General features: G+C 69.4%; 22 protein-coding genes and 1 pseudogene. 3 read left to right on the top strand and 20 right to left on the bottom strand.

Annotation, left to right across the window (positions count from 1 at the left end; translation table 11 throughout):
• Positions 1-86: 86 nt before the first annotated feature.
• A complete protein-coding gene (locus O7599_RS15615; RefSeq protein WP_281622758.1) occupies positions 87-1,319 on the top strand; it encodes a fumarylacetoacetate hydrolase family protein in 1,233 nt (410 codons plus the stop codon).
• A gap of 42 nt (positions 1,320-1,361) precedes the next feature.
• On the opposite strand, the gene nuoN is transcribed toward O7599_RS15615, so the two are convergent.
• The 14 genes from nuoN to O7599_RS15685 are packed head-to-tail and all read right to left on the bottom strand — an operon-like array spanning position 1,362 to position 17,447.
• On the bottom strand, positions 1,362-3,005 hold the full coding sequence (gene nuoN, locus O7599_RS15620) for an NADH-quinone oxidoreductase subunit NuoN (RefSeq protein WP_281622759.1): 1,644 nt from the start codon (positions 3,003-3,005) through the stop codon (positions 1,362-1,364).
• Positions 2,998-4,608: an NADH-quinone oxidoreductase subunit M gene (locus tag O7599_RS15625; protein WP_281622760.1), complete on the bottom strand. Its 1,611-nt coding sequence runs from the start codon at positions 4,606-4,608 to the stop codon at positions 2,998-3,000. The genes nuoN and O7599_RS15625 overlap by 8 nt, the downstream gene beginning before the upstream one ends.
• Positions 4,609-4,612: 4 nt before the next feature.
• A complete protein-coding gene (gene nuoL, locus O7599_RS15630; protein WP_281622761.1) occupies positions 4,613-6,514 on the bottom strand; it encodes an NADH-quinone oxidoreductase subunit L in 1,902 nt (633 codons plus the stop codon).
• Positions 6,515-6,526: 12 nt separating this feature from the next.
• Positions 6,527-6,826, bottom strand: a complete 300-nt coding sequence (nuoK, locus tag O7599_RS15635) for an NADH-quinone oxidoreductase subunit NuoK (protein WP_281622762.1) — start codon at positions 6,824-6,826, stop codon at positions 6,527-6,529.
• A complete protein-coding gene (locus O7599_RS15640) occupies positions 6,823-7,707 on the bottom strand; it encodes an NADH-quinone oxidoreductase subunit J (RefSeq protein WP_281622763.1) in 885 nt (294 codons plus the stop codon). Before O7599_RS15640 ends, nuoK begins: the two co-directional genes overlap by 4 nt.
• Positions 7,704-8,318: an NADH-quinone oxidoreductase subunit NuoI gene (nuoI, locus tag O7599_RS15645; RefSeq protein WP_281622764.1), complete on the bottom strand. Its 615-nt coding sequence runs from the start codon at positions 8,316-8,318 to the stop codon at positions 7,704-7,706. Before nuoI ends, O7599_RS15640 begins: the two co-directional genes overlap by 4 nt.
• Positions 8,311-9,693 (bottom strand): NADH-quinone oxidoreductase subunit NuoH, encoded by a 1,383-nt coding sequence (nuoH, locus tag O7599_RS15650; RefSeq protein ID WP_281622765.1) that lies wholly within the window; start codon positions 9,691-9,693, stop codon positions 8,311-8,313. The genes nuoI and nuoH overlap by 8 nt, the downstream gene beginning before the upstream one ends.
• A gap of 52 nt (positions 9,694-9,745) precedes the next feature.
• Positions 9,746-12,217: an NADH-quinone oxidoreductase subunit G gene (locus tag O7599_RS15655; protein ID WP_281622766.1), complete on the bottom strand. Its 2,472-nt coding sequence runs from the start codon at positions 12,215-12,217 to the stop codon at positions 9,746-9,748.
• The gene (gene nuoF / locus O7599_RS15660; RefSeq protein WP_281622767.1) at positions 12,214-13,560 is read right to left on the bottom strand and encodes an NADH-quinone oxidoreductase subunit NuoF; all 1,347 of its coding nucleotides are present in this window, start codon (positions 13,558-13,560) and stop codon (positions 12,214-12,216) included. Before nuoF ends, O7599_RS15655 begins: the two co-directional genes overlap by 4 nt.
• Positions 13,560-14,459, bottom strand: a complete 900-nt coding sequence (gene nuoE / locus O7599_RS15665; RefSeq protein WP_281622768.1) for an NADH-quinone oxidoreductase subunit NuoE — start codon at positions 14,457-14,459, stop codon at positions 13,560-13,562. The genes nuoF and nuoE overlap by 1 nt, the downstream gene beginning before the upstream one ends.
• Entirely contained in the window at positions 14,456-15,784 is a 1,329-nt protein-coding gene (locus O7599_RS15670; protein ID WP_281622769.1) for an NADH-quinone oxidoreductase subunit D, read from the bottom strand. Before O7599_RS15670 ends, nuoE begins: the two co-directional genes overlap by 4 nt.
• Entirely contained in the window at positions 15,781-16,524 is a 744-nt protein-coding gene (locus tag O7599_RS15675) for an NADH-quinone oxidoreductase subunit C (protein WP_281622770.1), read from the bottom strand. Before O7599_RS15675 ends, O7599_RS15670 begins: the two co-directional genes overlap by 4 nt.
• Positions 16,521-17,075 (bottom strand): NADH-quinone oxidoreductase subunit B, encoded by a 555-nt coding sequence (locus O7599_RS15680; protein WP_281622771.1) that lies wholly within the window; start codon positions 17,073-17,075, stop codon positions 16,521-16,523. Before O7599_RS15680 ends, O7599_RS15675 begins: the two co-directional genes overlap by 4 nt.
• A 12-nt stretch (positions 17,076-17,087) precedes the next feature.
• On the bottom strand, positions 17,088-17,447 hold the full coding sequence (locus O7599_RS15685) for an NADH-quinone oxidoreductase subunit A (RefSeq protein ID WP_281622772.1): 360 nt from the start codon (positions 17,445-17,447) through the stop codon (positions 17,088-17,090).
• Positions 17,448-18,257: 810 nt separating this feature from the next.
• On the opposite strand from O7599_RS15685, the gene O7599_RS15690 reads away from it, so the two are divergent.
• Complete coding sequence (locus O7599_RS15690; protein WP_281623400.1) at positions 18,258-18,998, top strand: C40 family peptidase; 741 nt, start codon at positions 18,258-18,260, stop codon at positions 18,996-18,998.
• Between the two features lie 79 nt (positions 18,999-19,077).
• Here the strand turns inward: O7599_RS15690 and O7599_RS15695 are convergent, their stop codons facing one another.
• Together O7599_RS15695 and O7599_RS15700 are read right to left on the bottom strand one after the other, a co-directional pair.
• Complete coding sequence (locus O7599_RS15695; RefSeq protein WP_281622773.1) at positions 19,078-19,653, bottom strand: HD domain-containing protein; 576 nt, start codon at positions 19,651-19,653, stop codon at positions 19,078-19,080.
• Between the two features lie 22 nt (positions 19,654-19,675).
• A complete protein-coding gene (locus O7599_RS15700) occupies positions 19,676-20,527 on the bottom strand; it encodes an XRE family transcriptional regulator (protein ID WP_281622774.1) in 852 nt (283 codons plus the stop codon).
• A gap of 493 nt (positions 20,528-21,020) precedes the next feature.
• On the opposite strand from O7599_RS15700, the gene O7599_RS15705 reads away from it, so the two are divergent.
• Positions 21,021-21,524, top strand: coding sequence for an ATP-binding protein (locus tag O7599_RS15705; protein ID WP_281622775.1), 504 nt, complete (start codon positions 21,021-21,023; stop codon positions 21,522-21,524).
• A 19-nt stretch (positions 21,525-21,543) separates the two neighbouring features.
• On the opposite strand, the pseudogene O7599_RS15710 reads toward O7599_RS15705, so the two are convergent.
• The 4 genes and pseudogenes from O7599_RS15710 to O7599_RS15725 all read right to left on the bottom strand — a co-directional run.
• A pseudogene (locus O7599_RS15710) lies at positions 21,544-21,780 on the bottom strand (FAD-dependent oxidoreductase); the annotation flags it as partial.
• Between the two features lie 88 nt (positions 21,781-21,868).
• Positions 21,869-23,011, bottom strand: coding sequence for a hypothetical protein (locus O7599_RS15715; protein WP_281622776.1), 1,143 nt, complete (start codon positions 23,009-23,011; stop codon positions 21,869-21,871).
• Positions 23,012-24,115, bottom strand: coding sequence for a site-specific DNA-methyltransferase (locus tag O7599_RS15720; protein WP_281622777.1), 1,104 nt, complete (start codon positions 24,113-24,115; stop codon positions 23,012-23,014).
• Positions 24,116-24,252: 137 nt separating this feature from the next.
• Complete coding sequence (locus O7599_RS15725; RefSeq protein WP_281622778.1) at positions 24,253-25,539, bottom strand: geranylgeranyl reductase family protein; 1,287 nt, start codon at positions 25,537-25,539, stop codon at positions 24,253-24,255.
• Positions 25,540-25,612 lie beyond the last annotated feature (73 nt).

Below are 25,612 nucleotides of genomic sequence, written 5' to 3' on the forward strand. Positions count from 1 at the left end.
CACGTCGGGCGGCTTCCCCTAGGCCGACCTGGGGGTCGTAACCTGAGGTCCCCAGCCCACCGACCACGATGAGGCAGGACTCCGCGATGCCCGAGCACAGCCCGCTCGACGTGCCAGAAGGCGATCCCTTCGGGCCGCACAACCTTCCGTACGGCGTCTTCTCCACGCCCGCGGGCACGGACCCCCGCGTCGGCGTGCGTTACGGCGCATCCGTCCTGGACACCGCCGCCGTCGCCGCGGCCCTCGGCTCCCCGCACGCCGCGCTGCTCGCCGCCCCGACGCTGGCGCCGCTGATGGCCGCCGGGCGGCCGGTGTGGCAGGCCGTACGGGCCGAGGTGACCGCCTGGCTGACCGACCTGGCGCACCGCGCCGCCGTCGAGCCGCACCTGCACGAGCTGGACCGCGTCGCGCTGCACATGCCCTTCGAGGTCGGCGACTACGTCGACTTCTACTCAAGCGAGCACCACGCCGCCAACGTCGGCCGCATCTTCCGCCCCGCCGAGGAGCCGCTGACGCCCAACTGGAAGCACCTGCCCATCGGGTACCACGGCAGGTCCGGGACCATCGTGCCGTCCGGCACCCCCGTCACGCGCCCCGCCGGCCAGCGCATGGGCGCCCCCGACGACCCGGAGCCCGGCCTGCCCGGCCCCGTGTTCGGCCCCTCCGTCCGGCTCGACATCGAGGCCGAGGTCGGCTTCGTCGTCGGGGTGCCGTCGCCGATGGGCACTCCCGTGCCCCGTACCGACTTCCGCGCGCACGTCTTCGGTCTCTGCCTGGTCAACGACTGGTCCGCGCGCGACGTACAGCCCTGGGAGCAGCGCCCCCTCGGCCCGCACCAGGCGAAGTCCTTCGCCACGTCCCTCGCGCACTGGATCACCCCGCTCGACGCCCTGGAGGCCGCCCGCGTCGCCCCGCCGGAGCGTACGCACCCGCTGCTGCCGTACCTCGACGACACCGGTGCCGGCGAGCAGCCCGGCGGCTACGACCTGCGCCTGGAGGTGCGGGTCAACGGCGAGCCGGTCTCCCGGCCGCCGTTCGCCTCGATGTACTGGACCGCGGCGCAGCAGTTGGCCCACATGACCGTCAACGGCGCCTCCGTACGCACCGGCGACCTCTACGCCTCCGGCACCGTCAGCGGGCCGGAACCCGACGAGGTGGGCTCCCTGCTGGAGCTGACGAAGGGCAAGGGCCCGTGGCTCGCGGACGGGGACGTCGTCGAGATCGACGGCTGGGCCCCCGGCCCGGACGGGCTGCGAATCGCGCTCGGCGGGGTCCGCGGTCAGGTGAAGCCGACCGGCTGGACCCCGCAGGAACGCTAGGCCGCGGCCGGGGTCCGGGGGCGGCGCCCCCGGACCCCCCGCTCAGCGGACGAACACCCCCGCGTTCCCGGCCAGGTCCAGGAAGTACTGCGGCGCCACGCCCAGCACCAGGGTCGCGGCCAGGCCGACGGCGATGGCGGTGACGGTGAACGCGCTCGGCACGGTCACCGCCGGGCCCTCCGGCTTCGGCTCGCTGAAGAACATCAGCACGATGACCCGTACGTAGAAGAACGCGGCGATGGCCGAGGCGATGACGCCGACGACGACCAGCGGCGTCGCGCCGCCCTCCGCCGCCGCCTTGAACACCGCGAACTTCCCGGCGAAACCGCTGGTCAGCGGGATGCCCGCGAAGGCCAGCAGGAACACCGCGAAGACCGCGGCGACCAGCGGCGAACGCCGGCCGAGCCCCGCCCACTTGGACAGGTGCGTCGCCTCGCCGCCCGCGTCCCGCACCAGCGTGACGACGGCGAACGCGCCGAGCGTCACGAACGCGTACGCCCCCAGGTAGAACAGCACCGAGGAGATGCCGTCCTCGTTGGCCGCCGTGACGCCCGCGAGGATGAACCCGGCGTGCGCGATCGAGGAGTACGCCAGCAGCCGCTTCACGTCGGTCTGGGTGATCGCGAGGATCGCGCCGATGATCATCGTGATGATCGCCACGCCCCACATCACCGGCCGCCAGTCCCACTTCATGCCCGGCAGCACGACGTACAGCAGGCGCAGCAGCGCGCCGAACGCGGCGACCTTGGTGGCCGCGGCCATGTAGCCGGTGACGGGCGTGGGCGCGCCCTGGTAGACGTCCGGGGTCCACATGTGGAACGGCACGGCGCCGACCTTGAACAGCAGGCCGAGCAGCACCATCGCGCCGCCGATGAGCAGCAGCGCGTCGTTGCCCATGGTGTCGGCGAGCGCGGGCGTCATGTGCTGCGGGTTGCCCGCGACGACGTCGGCGATCTCGGCGTACTTCACGCTGCCCGAGTAGCCGTACAGCAGCGCGATGCCGAAGAGCAGGAACGCGGAGGAGAAGGCGCCCAGCAGGAAGTACTTCACCGCCGCCTCCTGCGACATCAGCCGCTTGCGGCGGGCGACGGCGCAGAGCAGGTACAGCGGCAGGGAGAAGACCTCCAGCGCGATGAAGAGCGTCAGCAGGTCGTTCGCGGCGGGGAAGATGAGCATGCCGCCGGTCGCGAACATCAGCAGCGGGAACACCTCGGTGGTGGTGAACCCCGCCTTGACCGCGGCCTGTTCGCCCTTGCCGCCGGGCACGGCCGCGGCCTCCGCGGCGAAGGAGTCGACCTGCTTGCCGTGCGCGGCCGGGTCCAGCCGGCGCTCGGCGAAGGTGAACACCGCGAGCACGCCCACCAGCAGGATCGTGCCCTGGAGGAAGAGCGCCGGACCGTCGACGGCCAGCGCGCCCATCGCGGCGGTCTGCGCCTCGTCGGTGCCGTGGCCGGTCGCGGCCAGGGCGATGACCGCCCCGAACGCCGCGGCCATCGCGAGCACGGCGAGCCCGACCTGCACGGCGTACCGGTGCCGCCGGGGCACGAACGCCTCGACGGCGACGCCCAGCACGGCCGCGCCGATCACGATCAGCGTGGGCGCCAGCAGGTCGTACTCGATGTGCGGTGCCTCGATCTTGTCGACACCGTCCTGCGCGATCCACAGGCTGTGGACACCCCTACTCATGCGCGGCCTCCACAGGGTTCACATCGGGCTCCGGGTCGGACTTCTGCACGTCGGACATGGTGTGCTCGACGGCCGGGTTGACGATCTCGGTGAGCGGCTTCGGGTACACGCCGAGGCCGATGAGCAGCGCGATCAGCGGCGCGACCACCAGCATCTCGCGGGCGCGCAGGTCGGGCAGCTTCGCGACGCTCTCGGTGACCGGCCCCGTCATCGTCCGCTGGTACAGCACGAGGACGTAGATCGCCGCAAGCACTATCCCGACGGTGGCGATGATGCCGATCGCCGGGTAGCGGCTGAACGTGCCCACCAGCACCAGGAACTCGCTCACGAACGGCGCGAGCCCCGGCAGCGACAGCGTGGCCAGACCGCCGATCAGGAAGGTGCCGGCCAGCACCGGCGCCACCTTCTGCACGCCGCCGTAGTCGGCGATGAGCCGCGAGCCGCGCCGGGAGATGAGGAACCCGGCGACCAGCATCAGCGCGGCGGTGGAGATGCCGTGGTTGACCATGTACAGCGTCGCCCCGGTGTGGCCCTGGCTGGTCATCGCGAAGATGCCGAGGACGATGAAGCCGAAGTGGGAGATCGAGGCGTACGCGATCAGCCGCTTCATGTCCCGCTGCCCGATCGCGAGCAGCGCGCCGTACAGGATGCTGACCACCGCGAGCACGAGCACCACCGGCGTCGCCCAGTCGCTCGCCTCGGGGAAGAGCCCGAGGCAGAAGCGGAGCATCGCGAAGGTGCCGACCTTGTCGACGACCGCGGTGATGAGCACGGCGACCGGGGCGGTCGACTCCCCCATCGCGTTGGGCAGCCAGGTGTGCAGCGGCCACAGCGGCGCCTTGATGGCGAAGGCGAAGAAGAAGCCGAGGAAGAGCAGCCGCTCGGTGTTCGTCGACAGCTCCAGCTCGCCGTTGCCGCGCGCCTGGAGGATCTCCTGGAGCGAGAACGTGCCCGCGCCGAGCTGGTCGTTGGTGACGGCGTACAGCCCGATGACCGCGGCCAGCATGATGAGGCCGCCGGCCAGGTTGTACAGCAGGAACTTCACGGCCGCGTACGAGCGCTGCCGCGCCGCCTCCTCCTCGCCGTGCTCGTGCGCCTTGTCCCCGAAGCCGCCGATGAGGAAGTACATCGGGATGAGCATGGCTTCGAAGAAGATGTAGAAGAGGAAGACGTCCGTGGCGAGGAAGCTGATGATCACCATCGCCTCGACGGCCAGGATCAGTGCGAAGAAGCCCTGGGTGGGGCGCCAGCGCGACGACGTGGTCCCGACCGGGTCCGCGTCGCGCCAGCCCGCGAGGATGACGAACGGGATCAGCAGCGCCGTGAGCGCCACCAGCACGACGGCGATGCCGTCGACCCCCAGCTCGTATCTCACCCCGAAGTCCGCGATCCACGCCCGCGACTCGGTGAGCTGGAAGCGGTCGCCGTTCGGGTCGAAGCGGACCGCGATCACCGCGGCCAGCACCAGCGTCGCCAGCGACACGCCCAGCGCGAGCCACTTGGCCAGCTCGCGCCTGGCCGCGGGTACGGCGGCGGTGGCGATCGCGCCCACGGCCGGAACCGCCGCGGTGATCGTCAGCAGCGGGAAGGAAGTGTCAGCCATGGGTTCAGACCGCCCTCATCAGCAGGGTGGCGGCGATGAGGACCACCGCGCCCCCGAACATCGAGACCGCGTAGCTGCGGGCGTAGCCGTTCTGGATCCGCCGCATCCGGGCGGAGAGCCCGCCGAACGCCGCCGCGGTTCCGTTGACGATGCCGTCGACCAGCTTGTGGTCCAGGTAGACCAGGCCGCGGGTCAGGTACTCGCCGGGCTTGACCAGCGCCACGTGGTTGAAGTCGTCCTGCAGCAGGTCGCGCCGGGCGGCGCGGGTGAGCAGGGAGCCGCGCGGTGCCGCGGCGGGGACCGGGCGGCGGCCGTACTGCAGCCAGGCCACCGCGACGCCGAGCACCATGCAGGTGACGGTGGCGCCGGTGACCAGCCCGACGCTCAGGCCCTCCGGCAGGTGGCCGTGCTCGAAGCCGGTGACGGGCTCCAGCCAGTGCACGAACCGCTCGCCGATGTCGAAGAACGCGCCCGCGCCGACCGAGCCGACGGCCAGCAGCATCATCGGGATCGTCATGGACTTCGGCGACTCGTGCGGGTGCGGCATGTCGCCGTTCGCGTCCGGCTTCCAGCGCTTCTCGCCGAAGAACGTCAGGAGCATCACGCGCGTCATGTAGTACGCGGTGATCGCCGCGCCCAGCAGCGCGGCGCCGCCCAGGATCCAGCCCTGCGTGCCGCCCTTGGCGAACGCGGCCTCGATGATGGCGTCCTTGGAGAAGAAGCCCGACAGGCCCGGGAAGCCGATGATCGCCAGATAGCCGAGGCCGAACGTGACGAACGTGATCGGCATGTACTTCCTGAGGCCCCCGTACTTGCGCATGTCGACCTCGTCGTTCATGCCGTGCATGACGGAGCCCGCGCCGAGGAAGAGCCCGGCCTTGAAGAAGCCGTGCGTCACCAGGTGCATGATCGCGAAGGCGTAGCCGATCGGGCCGAGGCCGGCGGCCAGCACCATGTAGCCGATCTGCGACATCGTCGAGCCGGCCAGCGCCTTCTTGATGTCGTCCTTCGCGCAACCGACGATCGCACCGAAGAGCAGCGTGACCGCGCCGACGACCGTGACGACGAGCTGCGCGTCCGGCGCCGCCTCGAAGATCGCGCCGGAGCGGACGATCAAGTAGACGCCGGCGGTCACCATCGTCGCGGCGTGGATCAGCGCGGAGACCGGCGTGGGGCCCTCCATCGCGTCGCCCAGCCAGGACTGCAGCGGCACCTGCGCCGACTTGCCGCACGCCGCGAGCAGCAGCATCAGCCCGATCGCCGTCAGCTTGCCCTCGCTCGTCTCGCCGACCGAGTTCATCACCGGCTCGAACGCGAAGGTGCCGAAGGTGACGAACATCAGCATGATCGCGATGGACAGGCCGACGTCGCCGACACGGTTGACGATGAACGCCTTCTTCGCCGCCGTCGCCGCGGTCGGCTTGTGCTGCCAGAAGCCGATCAGCAGATACGAGGCGAGACCGACGCCCTCCCAGCCGACGTACAGCAGCAGGAAGTTGTCCGCGAGGACGAGCAGCAGCATCGCCGCGAGGAAGAGGTTCAGATAGCCGAAGAACCGGCGGCGGCGCTCGTCGTGCTCCATGTAGCCCACGGAGTACAGGTGGATGAGCGAGCCGACGCCGGTGATCAGCAGCACGAACGTCATCGAGAGCTGGTCGAGCTGGAACGCCGCTTCCGCCTGGAACCCCTCGACCGGAATCCAGGTGAAGAGGTGGCTGTGCAGCGCCCGCTCCTCGCCGTCCTTGCCGAGCATGTCGGCGAAGAGGACGAGGCCGAGGACGAACGAGGTGAAGGCCAGTCCGGTACCGAGCCAGTGGCCCGTACGGTCCAGCCTCCGCCCGCCGCAGAGCAGCACCGCCGCGCCGAGGAGCGGCGCCGCGACGAGCAATCCGATGAGTGACTCCACTGGTGCGTCCCCTTACAGCTTCATCAAAGCGGCGTCGTCGACCGAGGCCGAGTGGCGGGAGCGGTAGAACGACACGATGATCGCCAGGCCGACCACGACCTCCGCGGCGGCGACGACCATGGTGAAGAAGGCGACGATCTGGCCGTCGAGGTTCCCGTGCATCCGGGAGAACGTGATCAGCGTGAGGTTGCAGGCGTTCAGCATCAGCTCGATGCACATGAACACCACGATGGCGTTCCGCCTGATGACCACCCCGGCCGCGCCGATCGTGAACAGCAGCGCGGCAAGATACAGGTAGTTGACCGGGTTCACTCGCCCTCTCCCTTTCCGGCCTTACCGCCGGCGTTCGCGCTGACGGGGCCGTCCCCGTCGTCGTCGCCGGTGTCCGGTTCCAGGGCCTTGCCGTGGTAGTCGGCGGTGCGCTGCTCTATGGCCGCGAGATCCGCCAGCGCCTGCGCGGAGACGTCCCGGATCTGGCGGCGCTCGCGCAGCGTGCGGTTGACGGTCAGCTCGGACGGCGTGCCGTCGGGCAGCAGCGCCGGGATGTCCACCGCGTTGTGCCGGGCGTAGACGCCGGGCGCGGGCATCGGCGGCACCTGGACGCCGTCGCGTACGCGCTGGGCGGCCTGTTCGCGCTGGGTCCGCGAGGGCTCCGTCTTCTCGCGGTGGGTGAGGACCATGCCCGCCACCGCCGCGGTGATCAGCAGCGCGCCGGTCAGCTCGAAGGCGAAGACGTAGTCGCGGAAGATCAGCGCCGCCAGGCCGTCGACGTTGCCGCCGGCGTTGGCGTCTCCGAGCCCCTCGAAGGTGCTGAGGCTCGCGTTGCCGATGCCGGCCATCAGCAGCACGCCGAAGCCGATGCCGCAGAGCATCGCCAGCCAGCGCTGGCCCTTGATGGTCTCCTTCAGCGAGTCCGCCGCGCTGATGCCGACGAGCATGAGCACGAAGAGGAAGAGCATCATGACCGCGCCGGTGTAGACGACGATCTGGACGACGCCGAGGAAGTACGCGCCGTTGGCGAGATAGAAGACCGCCAGGATCACCATCGTCCCGGCGAGGCAGAGCGCCGAGTGCACCGACTTCTTCATCATCACGGTGCCCAGCGCACCGGCGACGGCGAAGATGGCCAGCACCCAGAACTGGGTCGCCTCCCCGGTGGACGTGGTGTAGCCGGCCTGGGCGAGGGCGTTCATGCCTGGGCTCCTTCGGAGTGCGGCTCCGGCTCCGGCGCCGGCTCGCCCTTGCTGACGGCGACCTGGCGCTCCGTACCCGGGGCGGCCTCGGTGACGAGGCCGCTGTAGTAGTCCTTCTCCGTCATCCCCGGGTAGACGGCGTGCGGCGAGTCGACCATGCCGTCCTGGAGGCCGGCGAGCAGCTCGTCCTTGGTGTAGATGAGCGACTCGCGGCTGCTGTCGGCCAGCTCGTACTCGTTGGTCATGGTCAGCGCCCGGGTCGGGCACGCCTCGACGCACAGCCCGCACAGGATGCAGCGCAGGTAGTTGATCTGGTAGACGCGGCCGTAGCGCTCACCCGGCGAGTAGCGCTCCTCCTCGGTGTTGTCCGCGCCCTCGACGTAGATCGCGTCCGCCGGACAGGCCCACGCGCACAGCTCGCAGCCGATGCACTTCTCCAGCCCGTCCGGGTGCCGGTTGAGCTGGTGGCGGCCGTGGAAGCGGGGCGCCGTCGGCTTCTTGTACTCGGGGTACTGCTCGGTCAGCCGCTTCTTGAACATGGCCTTGAAGGTCACGCCGAAGCCGGCCAGCGGGTTGACGAAACCCTGCTTGTCCTTCTTCTCGTCAGCCATTGTCGGCCTCCTCAGTGTCGCCTCCGGGGCCGTTCGTGCCCACCAGCTCGCGCTCGCGGCGCGACGGGCGGCGGGGCACGGGCGGCAGGGTCTGACCCGGCAGCGGCGGCACGGGGTAGCCGCCCTCCGTGGGGTCGAACTCCGGCTTGGGCTTGGCCGCCTCGCGGGCGGCCTCCTCCTTCTCCTTGCGGTCGCGGAACATGTCCGCGACGAAGGACAGCAGCAGGATCACCAGCAGCCCGCCGGCGATGTAGAGCACGATCTCGGTGAAGTCCACGTCCTCGTTGCGCAGCGCCCGGACGGTGGCGACCAGCATCAGCCAGACCATGGAGACCGGGATGAGGACCTTCCAGCCCAGCTTCATGAACTGGTCGTAGCGCACCCGTGGGAGCGAGCCGCGCAGCCAGACGAAGCCGAAGAGGCACACGACGACCTTGCCGGTGAACCACAGCATCGGCCACCAGCCGGTGTTGGCGCCCTCCCACACGGTGCTGATCGGCGCGGGCGCGCGCCAGCCGCCGAGGAAGAGCGTGACCGCCACCGCGGAGAGCGTCACCATGTGCACGTACTCGGAGAGCATGAACATCGCGAACTTGATCGACGAGTACTCGGTGGAGTAACCGGCGACCAGGTCGCCCTCGGACTCCGGCATGTCGAAGGGCAGCCGGTGCGACTCGCCGACCATCGCGACGAGGTAGACGAGGAACGACACCGGCAGCAGGATCGCGAACCACCGGTCGTCCTGGGCCGCGACGATCTCCGAGGTCGACAGCGACCCGGAGTAGAGGAACACCGCGGCGAAGGACAGGCCCATCGCGACCTCGTACGAGATCACCTGGGCCGTCGCGCGGACGCCGCCGAGCAGCGGGTACGTCGAGTTGGACGCCCAGCCGGCGAGGACGACGCCGTAGGCGGCGATGGAGGCGGTGGCCAGCACGTACAGCATGGCGACCGGGAGGTCCGTGAGCTGCAGCGCGGTGCGCTCGCCGAAGATCGACACCTGGTTGTCGGCGGGGCCGAAGGGGATGACCGCGATGGCCATGAAGGCGGGGATGGCGGCGAGGAGCGGCGCCAGGATGTAGACCGCCTTGTCGGCGCCCTTGACGATGATGTCCTCTTTGAGCATCAGCTTCACGCCGTCGGCGAGCGACTGCAGCAGGCCCCAGGGGCCGTGCCGGTTCGGGCCGATGCGGAGCTGCATCCAGCCCAGGACCTTGCGCTCGAAGACGATCGAGATGAGGACCGTCACCATCAGGAACGCGAAGCAGAAGACGGCCTTGAGGAGGATCAGCCACCAGGGGTCGCCCCCGAAGTAGCCGAGTTCGTCCGCGGCGAGGACGCTTGCGCCGTGCGCCGCGGGTGCGCTTGCGATCACCGTCGTGCCTCCGTCGTGTACGCAGCTACGCAGGTTCGCGTCCGCATCGCGGTCACGCTTCGACCTCCTTGGATACGGCGGAAACCTGAACCAGGTCGCCGGGGTTCGCGCCCGTCGCCGCGGCCACGCCCGGGGTCGTCGACTGCAGCGGCAGCCACACGACCTGGTCGGGCAGCTCCGCGGTGACCCGCAGGGGGAGCGTCACCGTGCCGGTGGGGCCGGTGACCGCCAGCGGGTCGCCGTCGACGACGCCCGTGGCCTCCGCGGTGGCGGGCGAGAGCCGGGCCGCCGCCTCGTGGCGGGTGCCGGCCAGGGCGTCCTCGCCCTCCTGCAGCCTGCCCTCGTCGAGCAGCAGCCGGTGGCCTGCGAGCACCGCCTGGCCGGCGCCGGGCTGCGGCAGCGGCGCGGCGCGGTCGTCGGGCGGGGTGGGGCGCGGTCCTTCGGCGCGGACGCCGAGGCGGCGCAGCTCGGCCCGTGCCGTACGGGCGTCGGGCAGGCCCAGGTGGACGTCGAGGGCGTCGGCGAGCATGTGCAGCACGCGCATGTCCGCGGGGGCGAGCCGGCGGGTCATCTGGTCCGGCTTCAGCGCGGCCTCGAAGGGGCGGAGCCGGCCTTCCCAGTTGACGAACGTGCCCTGCTTCTCCGCGACCGCGGCCACCGGGAAGACCACGTCGGCCCGCTCGGTGACCTCGCTGGGCCGCTGCTCCAGGCTGACCACGAACTCGGCCCGGTCCAGCGCCTCGCGGGCCTTCGCCGGGTCCGGCAGGTCGGTGAGCGTGACGCCGCCGACGACCAGCGCGCCGATGTCGCCGGCCGCCGCGGCGTCGAGGATCTCGCCGGTGTCGCGGCCGCGCGAGCTCGGCAGTTCAGCCAGGCCCCACGCGGCGGCGGTCTCGCGGCGCGCCTCGGGGTCGGTGCCGGACCGGCCGCCGGGCAGCATCCCGGGCAGCGCACCGGCCTCGATCGCGCCGCGCTCGCCGGCGCGGCGCGGGATCCAGGCGAGGGTGGCGCCGGTGGCCTCCGCCGTACGCACCACGGCGGACAGCGCGCCGCGCACGCCCGCCAGCCGCTCGCCGACGAGGATCACCGCGCCCTCCTGGCGCAGCGCGTCGGAGGCGGCCTTGCCGTCCTCGCCGAGGCCCGCCCCGGAGCCGAGGGCGTCGAGCCAGCTCGGCTCGGTGCCGGGGGCGGCCGGCAGCAGCGTGCCGCCGGCCTTCGTCAGGCCGCGGGTGGCGAAGGGAGCGATCGCGTAGACCTTCAGGCCCTTCTTGCGCCACGCCTTGCGCAGCCGGAGGAAGACGCCGGGCGCCTCCTCCTCGGCCTCCAGACCGGCGAGCAGCACCGCGGGCGCCTTCTCCAGCGCCGCGTAGGTGACGCCGCGTCCGCTGCCCGCGACCCGCGCGGCCAGGAACTCGGTCTCCTCGGCGCTGTGCACCCGGGCGCGGAAGTCGATGTCGTTGGTGCCGAGCGCGGCGCGCGCGAACTTCGCGTAGGCGTAGGAGTCCTCCAGCGTCAGCCGCCCGCCGGTGAGCACCCCGGCGCGCCCGCGGGCCGCCGCCAGTCCTGCCGCCGCGGCGCGCAGCGCCTCGGGCCAGCTCGCCGGCTGCAGCTCACCGCTGTCGTCGCGGACCAGCGGGTGGGTGAGCCGGTCGGGCATCTGCGCGTAGCGGAAGCCGAAGCGGCCCTTGTCGCACATCCACTCTTCGTTGACCTCGGGGTCGTTGTCGGCGAGCCGCCGCATGACCTTGCCGCGCCGGTGGTCGGTGCGCGTGGCGCAGCCGCCTGCGCAGTGCTCGCAGACGGACGGCGAGGAGATCAGGTCGAAGGGGCGCGAGCGGAAGCGGTACATCTTCGAGGTGAGCGCGCCCACCGGGCAGATCTGGATGGTGTTGCCCGAGAAGTACGACTCGAAGGGCACGCCCTCGCCCGTACCGACCTGCTGCAGCGCGCCGCGGTCCAGCATCTCGATCATCGGGTCGCCCGCGACCTGGTTGGAGAACCGGGTGCAGCGCGCGCACAGCACGCAGCGCTCGCGGTCGAGCAGCACCTGCGTGGAGATCGGCACGGGCTTCTCGAAGGTGCGCTTCTGGCCGTCGAAGCGGGTCTCGGCCTGCCCCGCGGACATCGCCTGGTTCTGCAGCGGGCACTCGCCGCCCTTGTCGCAGACCGGGCAGTCCAGCGGGTGGTTGATGAGCAGCAGCTCCATCACGCCGCGCTGCGACTTCTCGGCCACGGCGGAGGTGAGCTGGGTCCTGACGACCATCCCGTCGGTGCAGGTGATGGTGCAGGACGCCGACGGCTTGCGCTGGCCCTCGATCTCGACGATGCACTGGCGGCAGGCGCCGACCGGGTCGAGCAGCGGGTGGTCGCAGAAGCGCGGGACCTCGATGCCGAGTTGCTCGGCGGCCCGGATGACCAGGGTGCCCTTGGGCACGCTGACCTCGGCGCCGTCGATGGTCAGGGTGACCATGTTCTCCGGGGCGGCAGCCTTCTCCGCTGCCTTCTCCGGCTCCGTGACGGTCACGCGGACACCTCCTGGTGGTTCGTGGAGCCGGGGGTGTCGGCCCAGGCGGTGGACTTGGCCGGGTCGAAGGGGCAGCCACCGCCGATGACGTGCTGCTCGTACTCCTCGCGGAAGTACTGCAGCGAGGAGAAGATCGGCGCGGCGGCGCCGTCGCCGAGGGCGCAGAACGACTTGCCGTTGATGTTGTCGGCGATGTCGTTGAGCTTGTCGAGGTCGGCGAGGGAGCCCTTGCCGGCCTCGATGTCGCGGAGCAGTTGGACGAGCCAGTACGTGCCCTCGCGGCAGGGCGTGCACTTGCCGCAGGACTCGTGCTCGTAGAACTCGGTCCAGCGGGTGACCGCCCGGACCACGCAGGTCGTCTCGTCGAAGCACTGCAGCGCCTTGGTGCCGAGCATGGAGCCGGCGCCGCCGACGCCCTCGTAGTCGAGGGGGACGTCCAGGTGCTCGTCGGTGAGCATCGGGGTGGACGAGCCGCCGGGGGTCCAGAACTTCAGCCGGTGGCCGGGGCGCATGCCGCCGCCCATGTCGAGCAGTTGGCGCAGCGTGATGCCGAGCGGCGCCTCGTACTGGCCGGGGCGGGCGACGTGACCGGAGAGCGAGTACAGCGTGAAGCCCGGGGACTTCTCGCTGCCCATCGTCCGGAACCACTCCTTGCCCTTGTTCATGATCGCGGGAACGGACGCGATGGACTCGACGTTGTTCACCACAGTGGGGCAGGCGTAGAGGCCCTCGACGGCCGGGAAGGGGGGACGCAGCCGGGGCTGGCCGCGGCGGCCCTCCAGCGAGTCGAGCAGCGCGGTCTCCTCACCGCAGATGTACGCGCCGGCGCCGGCGTGCACCGTGACCTCCAGGTCGAGCCCGGAGCCGAGGATGTCCTTGCCGAGCAAGCCCGCGGCGTACGCCTCGCGCACCGCCTCGTGCAGCCTGCGCAGCACCGGCACGACCTCGCCGCGCAGGTAGATGAACGCGTGGTTGGACCGGAACGCGTGGCAGGCGATGACGATGCCCTCGATGAGGGAGTGCGGGTTGGCGAAGAGCAGCGGGATGTCCTTGCAGGTGCCCGGCTCCGACTCGTCGGCGTTGACGACGAGGTAGTGCGGCTTGCCGTCGCCCTGCGGGATGAACTGCCACTTCATGCCGGTGGGGAAGCCCGCGCCGCCCCGGCCGCGCAGGCCGGAGTCCTTGACGTACGCGATGACGTCGTCGGGCGGCATCGCGAGCGCCTTGCGCAGCCCCTCGTAGCCCTCGTTGCGCCGGTACGTCTCCAGGGTCCAGGACTCGGGGTGGTCCCAGAAGGCGGAGAGCACCGGGGTCAGCAGCTTCTCCGGCGAGTCGACGGTCATCACGCGCCCTCCTCCTCGGTGGGCTCATCCGCGGACGCGGAGTGCGGGTGCGCCGGGTCGGACGCGGAGGTCTGCTGCGGCGCGTCGTGCGAACTGGGGTGGCCGGCGGGCGGCTGGTCCGCCAGCGCGTCCGGCGGCGGGCTCTGCGGGTGCGGCTCGGCGCGCTGGGTGACCACGCGCGCGGCCGGCTCCTCGCCCTTGGCCATGCGCAGCCCGATGAGCGAGGCGGGGCCCGCGCCGCCGGACTCCTCGACGGCGCCGGGGCGCTGGTCGGGGAAGCCGGCCAGGATGCGCGCGGTCTCCTTGAACGTGCAGAGCTTCGCGCCGCGGGTGGGGTGTACGTCGTTGCCCGCGCGCAGGTCGTCCACGAGCCGCTTGGCGGACTCGGGCGTCTGGTTGTCGAAGAACTCCCAGTTGACCATCACCACGGGGGCGAAGTCGCAGGCGGCGTTGCACTCGATGTGCTCCAGGGTGACCTTGCCGTCCTCGGTGGTCTCCTGGTTGCCGAGGTCCAGGTACGCCTTCAGCTCGTCGAAGATGGCGTCGCCGCCCATGACCGCGCAGAGCGTGTTGGTGCAGACCCCGACCTGGTAGTCGCCCGAAGGTTTGCGCCGGTACATGGTGTAGAAGGTGGCGACCGCGGTCACCTCGGCGGCGGTCAGGTCCAGCATCTCGGCGCAGAACTGCATGCCGGTGCGGGTGACGTGCCCCTCCTCCGACTGCACCAGGTGCAGCATCGGCAGCAGCGCCGAACGGCTGTCCGGATACCGGGCGATGATCTCCCGGGCATCCGTTGCCAGCCGCTCGCGCACCTCGGCCGGGTAGTCGGGGGCGGGCAACTGGGGCATGCCCAGCGGGACGGCCGCCTGGCTGCTCACGTCGCGTTCCGCTGTCGTCATCGGTCGACGCCTCCCAGCACGGGGTCGAGGGATGCGATGGCCACGATCACGTCGGCCACCTGGCCACCCTCGGTCAGGGCCGCGATGGCCTGCAGGTTCACGAACGAGGGCTCGCGGAAGTGCACCCGGAACGGGCGGGTGGCGCCGTCGCTGACGGCGTGCACACCCAGTTCGCCCTTGGGTGACTCCAACGCCACGTACGCCTGCCCGGGCGGCACCCGGAAGCCCTCGGTGACCAGCTTGAAGTGGTGGATCAGGGCCTCCATCGAGGTCCCCATGATGTTCTTGATGTGGTCCAGCGAGTTGCCGAGGCCGTCGGGCCCCAGCGCGAGCTGTGCGGGCCAGGCGATCTTCTTGTCGGCGACCATCACCGGGCCGGGCTCCAGCCGGTCCATGCACTGCTCGACGATCCGCAGCGACTGGCGCATCTCCTCCAGCCGGATGAGGAAGCGGCCGTAGGCGTCGGCGGTGTCGGCGGTGGGGACGTCGAAGTCGTACGTCTCGTAGCCGCAGTACGGGTCCGTCTTGCGCAGGTCGTGGGGCAGCCCCGTGGCGCGCAGCACCGGGCCCGTGACGCCCAGGGACATGCAGCCGGCCAGGTCCAGATGCGCGATGTTCTGCATCCGGGCCTTGAACGCGGGGTTGTTGGTGGCCAGCTTGTCGTACTCCGGGAAGTTCTTGCGGAGCGTCTTGAGCGTCTCGCGGATGGAGTCGACGGCGCCCGGGGGCAGGTCCTGCGCGAGGCCGCCCGGGCGGATGAACGCGTGGTTCATCCGCAGGCCGGTGATCAGCTCGAACAGGTCGAGGACCAGCTCACGGTCGCGGAAGCCGTAGATCATGACCGTGGTGGCGCCCAGCTCCATGCCGCCGGTGGCGATGGCCACCAGGTGGGAGGCGATCCGGTTCAGCTCCATGAGCAGCACCCTTATGACGGTGGCCCGGTCGGGGACCTCGTCGGTGATGCCGAGCAGCTTCTCCACCGCCATGCAGTACCCGGCCTCGTTGAAGAACGAGGTCAGGTAGTCCATGCGGGTCACGAAGGTGGAGCCCTGGGTCCAGGTGCGGTACTCGAGGTTCTTCTCGATGCCCGTGTGCAGATAGCCGATCCCGCAGCGGGTCTCCGTCACGGTCTCGCCGTCGATCTCCAGGATGAGCCGCAGCACGCCGTGGGTGGAGGGGTGCTGCGGGCCCATGTTGACGACGATCCGCTCGTCGTCGGCCCGGTGGACCGACTCGACGACCTCGTCCCAGTCGCCGCCGGTGACGGTGTAGACGGTGCCCTCGGTGGTCTCCCGGGCGGCCCCGGTCGCGTGGGTGGTGCTCATCGGTACGACCTCCGCTGGTCGGGAGCCGGGATCTGGGCGCCCTTGTACTCGACGGGGATGCCGCCGAGGGGGTAGTCCTTGCGCTGCGGATGGCCCTGCCAGTCGTCCGGCATGAAGATCCGGGTCAGGGCCGGGTGGCCGTCGAAGACGATGCCGAAGAAGTCGTAGACCTCGCGCTCGTGCCAGTCGTTCGTCGGGTAGACCTCCACGACGGACGGGATGTGCGGGTCGTCGTCGGGCGCGCTGACCTCGACCCGGAGCAGCCGGGTGTGGGTGAGCGAACGCAGGTGGTACACCGCGTGCAGCTCGCGGCCCTTGTCCCCGGGGTAGTGCACGCCGGAGACGCCGGTACACAGCTCGAAGCGCAGCGCGGGGTCGTCGCGCAGGGTCCGCATGACGCGCAGCAGGTGCTTGCGGTCGACGTGGAAGGTCAGCTCGCCGCGGTCGACGACGGTCTTCTCGATGGCGTTCTCGGGGAGGAGCCCCTGCTCGTCGAGGGCGCCCTCCAGCTCGTCCGCGACCTCGTCGAACCAGCCGCCGTACGGGCGCACGGACTCGCCGGGCAGCCGGACGCCGCGCACCAGGCCGCCGTAGCCGGAGGTGTCGCCGGCGCCGCTCTCGGCGCCGAACATGCCGCGCTGGACGCGGATGGTCTCGCCCTGGTCGCCGCGGCGGCCCGGCAGGTTCTCCGCGTTCAGATCCTGGTCGGGGTTCACCCCGTCCGCGTTCTCCTCGCTCACCGGAGAAGACCCTTCATCTCGATCGTCGGCAGCGCCTTCAGCGCGGCCTCCTCGGCCTCCCGGGCCGCCTCCTCGCGGTTGATGCCGAGCTTCTCGTGGCGGATCTTCGCGTGCAGCTTGAGGATCGCGTCGATGAGCATCTCGGGGCGCGGCGGGCAGCCGGGCAGGTAGATGTCGACCGGCACGACGTGGTCGACGCCCTGCACGATCGCGTAGTTGTTGAACATGCCGCCGGACGAGGCGCAGACGCCCATGGAGATGACCCACTTGGGGTTCGGCATCTGGTCGTAGACCTGGCGCAGCACCGGCGCCATCTTCTGGCTCACCCGGCCGGCGACGATCATCAGGTCGGCCTGGCGGGGCGAGCCGCGGAAGACCTCCATGCCGAAGCGCGCCAGGTCGTAGCGGCCGGCGCCGGCGGTCATCATTTCGAACGCGCAGCACGCAAGGCCGAACGTCGCCGGGAAGACCGACGACTTGCGCGCCAGCCCCGCGGCCTCCTCGACCGTGCTCAGGATGAACCCGCTCGGGAGCTTTTCCTCAAGTCCCATTCGTGGTGCCTCCTAGTCCCATTCCAGTCCGCCGCGCCGCCACACGTAGGCGTAGGCGACGAAGACAGTGAGCACGAAGAGCAGCATCTCGACGAGCCCGAAGATCCCCAGAGCGTCGAAGGAGACGGCCCAGGGGTAGAGGAAGACGATCTCGATGTCGAAGATGATGAACAACATCGCCGTCAGGTAGTACTTGACCGGGAAGCGGCCCCCGCCGGGCGGCTGCGGTGTCGGCTCGATGCCGCACTCGTACGCCTCGAGCTTGGCCCGGTTGTAGCGCTTCGGACCCACGAGCGCCGCCGCGACCACGGAGAACACCGCGAAGGCCGTCGCAATGGCTCCGAGCACGAGGATCGGCGTGTATACGTTCACCGCTGCCCCGCTCCTCTCCAGTCGACGATGACTGCCTGCCAGTCCACACCGGACTCGCGTTCCTGCCCCACCAAGATCGCTCACATGTGAGGCAGTTCACAAGCCCTACTGATGGGCATCTTATGCCCACTGCGCTGTGATCTGTGACACGGGGGTCCCCTACGGCTTTGTGATCTTAAACACCCGGCGATCGATCGGACGGACGAATGCCCGCCGGACGGCGCCCGCGGTGCGAAGAAACGATCACCGGACCTCCGCCGGCGGCGAGCAACCGCAGGTCAGCGCCGCGAGGACCGTGGGGTTCGTGGCGCGGGTGATTTCACGGTGGCGCGGCCGGGGGCGAATTCGAGCGCGGCCGCGCTCAATTGTTTTCCGGGCCTCCGGGCGCTTGCGCGGGCCCTCTCAAGGCCCCCGAGCGGAGCACGGGACGCCCGACCCGACCGGAGTGATTTGGACCACAGCGGGGCTTCCGGGGCAACCGTCCTCGCTTGGTTTGCGGCGGGAGAAGTGATAACCGTCCGGCAACGTTCGGCGCGCGGCCCAAATGCCGTGCGTATCGGGCGGGTAACGACGCACGGGTCGCCGCGCATCGGAGAGCGTCGGGGGAACACACCGCCCAAATGCCCCATTTCACTGACGGGGCGGCCAAGTGTGGCGCATCCCACGACTGTTGAAAGACGGACCTTCCCCCTGATAGCGCTGGTGTTCATGTCCCGTAAACCGCACATACCCAGCCACCGGAAACCCCGGCGCCGGCAGGCCCCCGCGTGGGTCGTCCGCACCGGAGTCGCCGGTGGCGCCCTCGGCACGATGGTCGCGACGGCGGCGTCCGCTCCCGCCCTCGGCGACAGCAGCAGGACCACCGGGCCGACGGCCACGGAGTCGACCGCAGAACTCCCCGCCGTGAACGTGAGCACGGCGCTCTCCACCGGCGTCGAGCAGAGCGCCGACGCCACCCAGACCGCGGCCCTGCGCCTCGAACTGCGCACGGAGGCGCAGGAGGCCGCCCAGGACGCCCGCAAGGCGGCCGCGAAGGCCAAGAAGGAGGCGGAGGCCCGCGCCGCCGCCGAGGAGCGCGCCCGCGAGCGGGCAGCGGCCCGCGCGGCGGAGCGCGAGGAACTGGCCACGGCCTCCGCCGCGCCCGCCGCCGAGTCCACCCAGGCCGCCGAGACCCCCGCGGCGGCCCCGGCCGCGTCGGGCAGCGTCGGCACGGTGCTGGACTTCCTCAACGCCCAGCTCGGCAAGGCGTACGTCCTGGGGGGCACGGGCCCGTCCTCGTACGACTGCTCGGGCCTGACCCAGGCGGCGTTCCGCCAGGTGGGCGTGGAGCTCCCCCGCACCGCCGCGGAGCAGTCCACGGTCGGCACCCCGGTCGCGGTCTCCGACGTCCAGCCGGGCGACCTGGTCTTCTGGGGCGGCACCGGCTCGGCGTACCACGTGGCCGTGTACGTCGGCGACGGCAAGTACCTGGACGCGGCCAACCCGTCGAAGGGCGTGGTGATCCAGGAGATGTCGTACTACATGCCCACCTCGGCCGCCCGGGTCCTCTGAGCCGCTCCCCGGACCCTCCGCACGACGCGAGAGCCCCCGCCGGACGCCCGGCGGGGGCTCCGCGCCTGCGTGTATCGCTCTACCGCAGATAGGTGCGCTGCCAGTCCGCCGAGCTCATGCCCTGGGCGGCGTCGGCGAGCGCTATGGCGGACGCCGTCTTCAGCCTCGCCCGCGTGCTGTCCACCCATTCCTGGGCGTTGCCATAGCCCTGTTCGAGATACTCCATGCCCTGCAGCATGCACTCCAGTCGGTCCGCGTCATGCGCCACGATGACCTCGACCGAGTCGCCGTTCTCGTACTCGTCGACGACCGCCTGAATCCCCGCGGCCACGGCGGGATGCGCGTCCGCGAGCTGGTCGGCGGTCACGTCCTCGTTCTTCGCCGCGCTGAGGTAGCGGCGTCCCACCCATGGGATGTCGCCGACACGGGTCTCCTGGGTGTCATGGAAGGTGCACAGAAGCGCCACCTTGGCGGGGTCGGCACCCTCGAGCATGGCCAGCACCGCACCGATGACCGCGGTACGGAAGCTGTGCTCGGCGACGGTCTCGGGGTCCTTCACGCCGACGATCCACCAGCCGGTGCGCCGCGCCCGCTTCAGGGTTCCCATCTCCAGCAGGTAGCCCACGGAGCCCTTGGCGAGGGCGTCATCGGTCATAAGGTTTCTTCCCTCCGATAGGTCATGGCCTGCTCAGCCTCAGACCGTAATGCAAGGAATCCAGTTCGCGCCGGGCCCGTCGGGACACACGGTCGGTGTCAAGCAGCACGGCGACCCGACGCCGGAGATCCCCTTGGTGGTCTGTCGCGAGGAGACCGGGATGGGAAGCGACGAGGGCCCATACCGAGTGGACGTTGAGGTCCACGCACCCGAGTGCGGGATCGAGACGGTCTGCGAGTCGTCGCAGCAGCGCCCCGGGATCCCAGGAGCGAGGTGCCGGGTCGGCCATGAACGAGTCGTCGGATCGTGGCAAACGGTCCAGCCCGAGCCAGTGTGCCCAGTAGTTGAGGTTGGCGGTCTCGCCGGCGTCGCTGCTCATCCCACGCTCGATGAAGGCGTGGAGCATCTCGACGTCGCCGTGCCGGGTCAGGGAGGTGGCCAGAGAGCGCGCATCGGACCAGGCCGGCGCCCACGCGGAGTGGGTGAGCCGCGTCGCCCGGCGGCTTTGCATCGCGCCGAGCCATGCGTGCGTATCGGGAGCGGAGTCGTAGCTGCACAGGTACAGGGCCTGGCGGCGGAGCAGTGCGCCCTCCTCGCCGGCGCCGTCGGCCAGCTCCGCGGACCGGCGGAGGTGGTCGAAGAACCGCCGCCGCTCGTCGAAGCTCAGCGACGGTGCGGCGGGCGCCGGCCCCCGCCGTCTCGGCACATGCCTGGCGGGCTGGGGCAGGGCTGCCGGAGCCGACCCGTTGATCGCCCACGTGAGCATGTGGGTCGCCGAGCGGGTGAAGACCCATCCCGCCAGTGGGTGGTCACGGAAGTCCGCATTCGCGCGTCCGGCCTCCAACGCATAGCCGATCACCGAATCGGCATCCATGGCGGCGTCCAAGAGCACCAGCAGCGCGGGATCCGCGCCGGTCCTCAGCAGATGCCGACGCAGGGAGAGGAACTGCGCCGCGGGAATCGCGGTCAGCGGGCGGCGGCCTGACTCCCCCCCTGGACCGTTGTCGAGTCGACGCCGAGATCCTCCGCCAGCTCGCACTGGGTGCGTGGAAGCCGCTCCCGGGCGACCTTGAAGAGGTGCCCCGTCACGACCCCGCCGCGGGGCCGCGTTCGCGAACCCTGCGCACCGGTCGGTGTTCCCTCACCTCTGCGAGACCCAGTCGGCGTCATGGCTCGCTCCCCGCGTGTCCGGGCCCTGAGTAACTCGTACCTTGCGTCAGTTTCGTGCCCCGCTCAGTCACCGTACGTTCGTAGCCCGGTGAACAAGCGCGGTAACGCACGCCTCAGCGTAGTCGCGCTGAGCGACCGCAGGCATACAGATCGTGCTTTCCCGCTCCACGTGACGACACCCAGGACAGAGGAGATCGGTGACGACGGTGGCACAGCACTTGCAGAACGCCGACACGCACACCGTCCACGAGTGGGCGATGCGTTACACCATGGTCAAGCGGTCAGTGCGGCTGACGCGCATCCACACCCGCCGCACACTGACCGGTTGGAGCTGGCACGGAGACATCGATGACGCTGTCCTCGTCGTTTCCGAACTGGTGACGAACGCGGTCCAGCACGGTCGTCTGGCCGGGCACCTGCTCGCGTTGCGCCTCACGCTCCTCGAATGCGGCGCCCTGGTGATCGACGTCTCCGACCCGGTTCCGGGCTTCCCGAACTTCGCCGGTGCCCTCGCCCGGGATGCCGATCCACCGCACCGCGAGCGGGGGCGCGGCCTGCTTGTCGTGGCCCGGCTCGGCGGCGAGATCACCTGGTTCGAGCGGCGGTTCTGCGGCAAGACCGTACGCGCACGCCTCGCCGGCACGCGGGCCTGCCGGCGCTGCGACGACGGCTTGTGCACCAATTCCCAAGGGGGCCCGTAGGTGATGCCACCGCAAATGGTTACGCGCGGGGGGCTACCTTCGTCAGGCCGTTGATGATGCGGTCCATGGCGTCGCCGCCCTGGGGGTCCGTGAGGTTCGCCAGCAGTTTGAGGGCGAAGCGCATGAGGACCGGGTGGGTCAGGCCGCGTTCCGTGGCGAGCTTCATGACCTTCGGGTTGCCAATGAGGCGGACGAAGGCGCGGCCCAACTGGTAGTACCCGCCGTAGGTGTCCTTGAGGACCTTCGGGTAGCGCTCAGCGCTAGGTTCGGACGCAAGTCCACGATGGCAACGTGGGCGCTGCAGGGGGAGCACATCGGACACTGACGTGGCACCGCCCTCCGGGCTACGGACGAAGCTCAGGAAGATACTCAGCGAGCTTCACCGTGATGCGGTCACGAAGTCTGTCAACGGAACCGCCGGCCTCGAGGAGTGCCTCCGGCGCGACCTCCAACGCGAAGTAGGCCAGAGTTGGGGCATCAGTGCCGATGACCCGCCAGAGATTCAGTTTGTTGGGCGTCTGCGTCGCGGAAACCTCAGTGTCGAAGACGTAGATCCATGCTTGCGGAGATTCTTCAAGATCAACATCGGGCTTGCTGAGCCGATAAGTTCCATCCGGCGCTGGAATCAATTCAGGCGCACCGAGGTGCTTTTGCCAGCTACCCCAAACAGCGCGAGGAATCGCGAAAATGCATCCCGCCGAGGTATCATGCGCGCCCACCTGAAACTTCAGAATCATCTGATAGAAGGTACGCTTGAAGATGTTCGAGTAGTTTGGACCTTCGACACGCTCAGCAAGCAGGTGCCGGTGACCATCGATCTGCTGCTTGAACTCATCGGGATACATACGCAGGTTCTCACTGATATTACGAACAGCCTGCTCGTATGTCCCATGAAAGTCAGCAGTCTGAATCTCGAAGATCCCGTACTTCCCTACACACAACGATCCGGCCGAATCCTTAATTACCTCAACCATTGTTGAGTCAAACGAAAAGGCCGGAGAGCGTTCGGTTTCGCTAAGCTTAATCTCACCACCGAGATTGTTCTGGAAGTAGACTATTGTCGGCTGGCCAGCAGCAACGCGATCACGCAGCTTTTCAATTTCCACATCCTTTTCAAGGAGAGGGGCCGGCGTGAGAGTGATTTCGTCAGCGATGTCGTACTCGAAGAGGCGGTGCGCGGCGTCACGGAGCATAGCCGTGTCGAGAGCACGAAAGGGGCACGCCAGCCAGTCCTGGCGCTCAGGGCTGCGTCTACTGATGCTGCTGATCGTACATACGCCTCGCGACTTCCCATCGTTTCTCTCGACCTTCACACACTGATAGTCCGTTCCCGTGGCTTCGGTGAGAAAAGGGCAACGCTGCGCTTGCTGATCACGGATGCTGGTGTCCGTCTGTGCGACCTCGGGATAGAGTCGGTGCCCGTACCACTCGGCGATAAAGTTGCTGGGCGCCTTCTTCTTCCGAGGCGTCCCTTTGGACTTCGACATTCAAGACCCCGATTCACTGGATTCGACTTCTGGAATGTCGATCGCAAGCTGCCCGAGAATTTGATCGGCGTTCCTTTTAGCTGCATCGCAAAACTCAGAATTGAGCTCAAAGCCGATAGCCCTCCGGCCTGTTTGAGCAGAGACCGTCAACGATCTCCCGGTGCCACAGAACGGGTCAAGAACTGTTCCCCCGGGTGGACAGGAACTAAGGATGCGCGGCCTGATGAGGGAAATCGGGAAGGTTGCCGAATGACCGTCTGATCCCGACCGGACATGAGTGGTCACGACATCGCTTTCGTTCCCCTCTACGACCTGGAAGTCGTAGTAGGCCGGCTCTGTGTCCTCGTATCCAGCTTCGTCGAACTCGTAGAAGGCAACATCGCGTGCTCCTTCTTCCACTTGCGCCATATCGTAGTGGTACTTCGGGCGTCCTTCCTTTGCCCGCTTGACGAAGTGAAAGAAGTGTTCATGGGAAAGCCGTAGTCTATCCTTTTCGGGACGCGGAGGAACATTCGGCTTGTGCCAGATCAAATCATTCCTGAGAATCCATCTGCGCTCTTGCATTGCAATAGCGAAGCGCGCAGGAACCATTAGGAGCTGCTTCTCCTGCCGGTATCCCCCCATGGGTGTCCGTCGCCGAGATCGTGGATTGTCACCCAGCCCTTGCCTGCCGTCGTGCCGAATGCTCGACCAGCGTGCGAAGTAGGTGTCGCCAACGTTGATCCACATACTGCCTTCGGCCTTGAGCGCCTGCGCTCCCCGCTGGAGGATCTCAACGAGATGACCGATGAACCACTCAGGGAGGGGCTCAAGGCCCAAAACCCCCCCGTGCTCGCGGTACCACTCGTACGGAGGCACGTCGGTCTGCACCCTGGAGGAGTCTTCGGCAAGCCACTCCTTCAAGATTTCCTCGTTGTGCTCCTGACCATAGGTTCGGAGACCCCAGTACGGTGGTGAAGTGATCAACAGGTCGATAGACTCGTCCGGCAGATCCGCCATGAGGTCATACGAGTCGCCGTGACGTACCTCGATCACGTCATCACTGGCACCCGCCCGATCCAGGTCGGACGTTCTGCCCTCTTCAACCCCTACCTGCGTAACCACAAGGAGATCCTAGTAGGTTGGAGTGACAGCCGTGGCCATCAATGCTTCGGGAGCCAACCGGGGACGATGAGGGCTCTTCATCGGCATCCCCCCTCGCCTCGCAGGTTCGGGTGCCGGGTGGTGCGGGTGCGCGATTCTCAAGCTCGGGGGGCTACCTTCGTCAGGCCGTTGATGATGCGGTCCATGGCGTCGCCGCCCTGGGGGTCCGTGAGGTTCGCCAGCAGTTTGAGGGCGAAGCGCATCAGGACCGGGTGGGTCAGGCCGCGTTCCGTGGCGAGCTTCATGACCTTCGGGTTGCCGATGAGGCGGACGAAGGCGCGGCCCAACTGGTAGTACCCGCCGTAGGTGTCCTTGAGGACCTTCGGGTAGCGCCGCAGGGCCAGCTCGCGCTGGGCGTAAGTCGCGCGGCTGTGGGCCTGGACGACGACGTCCGCGACGATCTGGCCGGACTCCATCGCGTACGCGATGCCCTCGCCGTTGAACGGGTTGACCATGCCGCCGGCGTCGCCGACGAGGAGCAGGCCGCGGTCGTAGTGCGGCTGCCGGTTGAAGGCCATAGGGAGGGCGGCACCGCGGATGGGGCCCGTCATGTTGTCCGGGGTGTAGCCCCACTCCTCCGGCATCGAGGCGCACCACGCCTTGAGCACGTCGCGCCAGTCCAGCTCCTTGAAGGCGGACGAGGAGTTGAGGATGCCGAGGCCGACGTTGGACGTGCCGTCGCCCATGCCGAACACCCAGCCGTACCCGGGCAGCAGCCGGTCCTCGGGGCCGCGCTTGTCCCACAGCTCCAGCCAGGACTCCAGGTAGTCGTCCTCGTGCCGCGGGGAGGTGAAGTACGTCCGCACGGCCACGCCCATCGGGCGCTTCTCGTTGCGGTGCAGGCCCATGGCCAGCGAGAGCCGCGAGGAGTTGCCGTCGGCGGCGATGACCAGCGGGGCGTGGAAGGTGACGGGCGTCTTCTCCTCGCCGAGCCTGGCGTGGACGCCCGTGATCCGGCCCGTGCGCTCGTCGATGACCGGCTGTCCGACGTTGCACCGCTCGTAGAGCTGCGCGCCCGCCTTCTGCGCCTGCTGCGCGAGCTGCTGGTCGAAGTCGTCGCGCTTGCGCACCAGCCCGTAGTCGGGGTAGGCGGCCAGCTCCGGCCAGTCGAGCTGCAGCCTGTTGCCCCCGGCGATGATCCGCAGGCCCTTGTTCCGCAGCCAGCCGGCCTCTTCCGAGACGTCGATGCCCATGGCGACGAGCTGCTTCGTCGCCCGCGGGGTGAGCCCGTCGCCGCAGACCTTCTCGCGGGGGAACGCCGTCTTCTCCAGGAGCAGGACGTCGAGCCCGGCCTTGGCGAGGTAGTACGCGGTCGTCGAGCCGGCCGGCCCGGCCCCGACGACGATCACATCGGCACTGCGGGTGGACTCAGAGGCGTCGGTCACGGCGGCTCCCATATAACGCGGGTCGTTCCCCGCAGTCTAAGTGCCGCCTCCGACACCGCCGCGCGCGCCCCGG

Source organism: Streptomyces sp. WMMC500, assembly GCF_027497195.1.
In the GTDB taxonomy this organism is placed as follows: domain Bacteria; phylum Actinomycetota; class Actinomycetes; order Streptomycetales; family Streptomycetaceae; genus Streptomyces.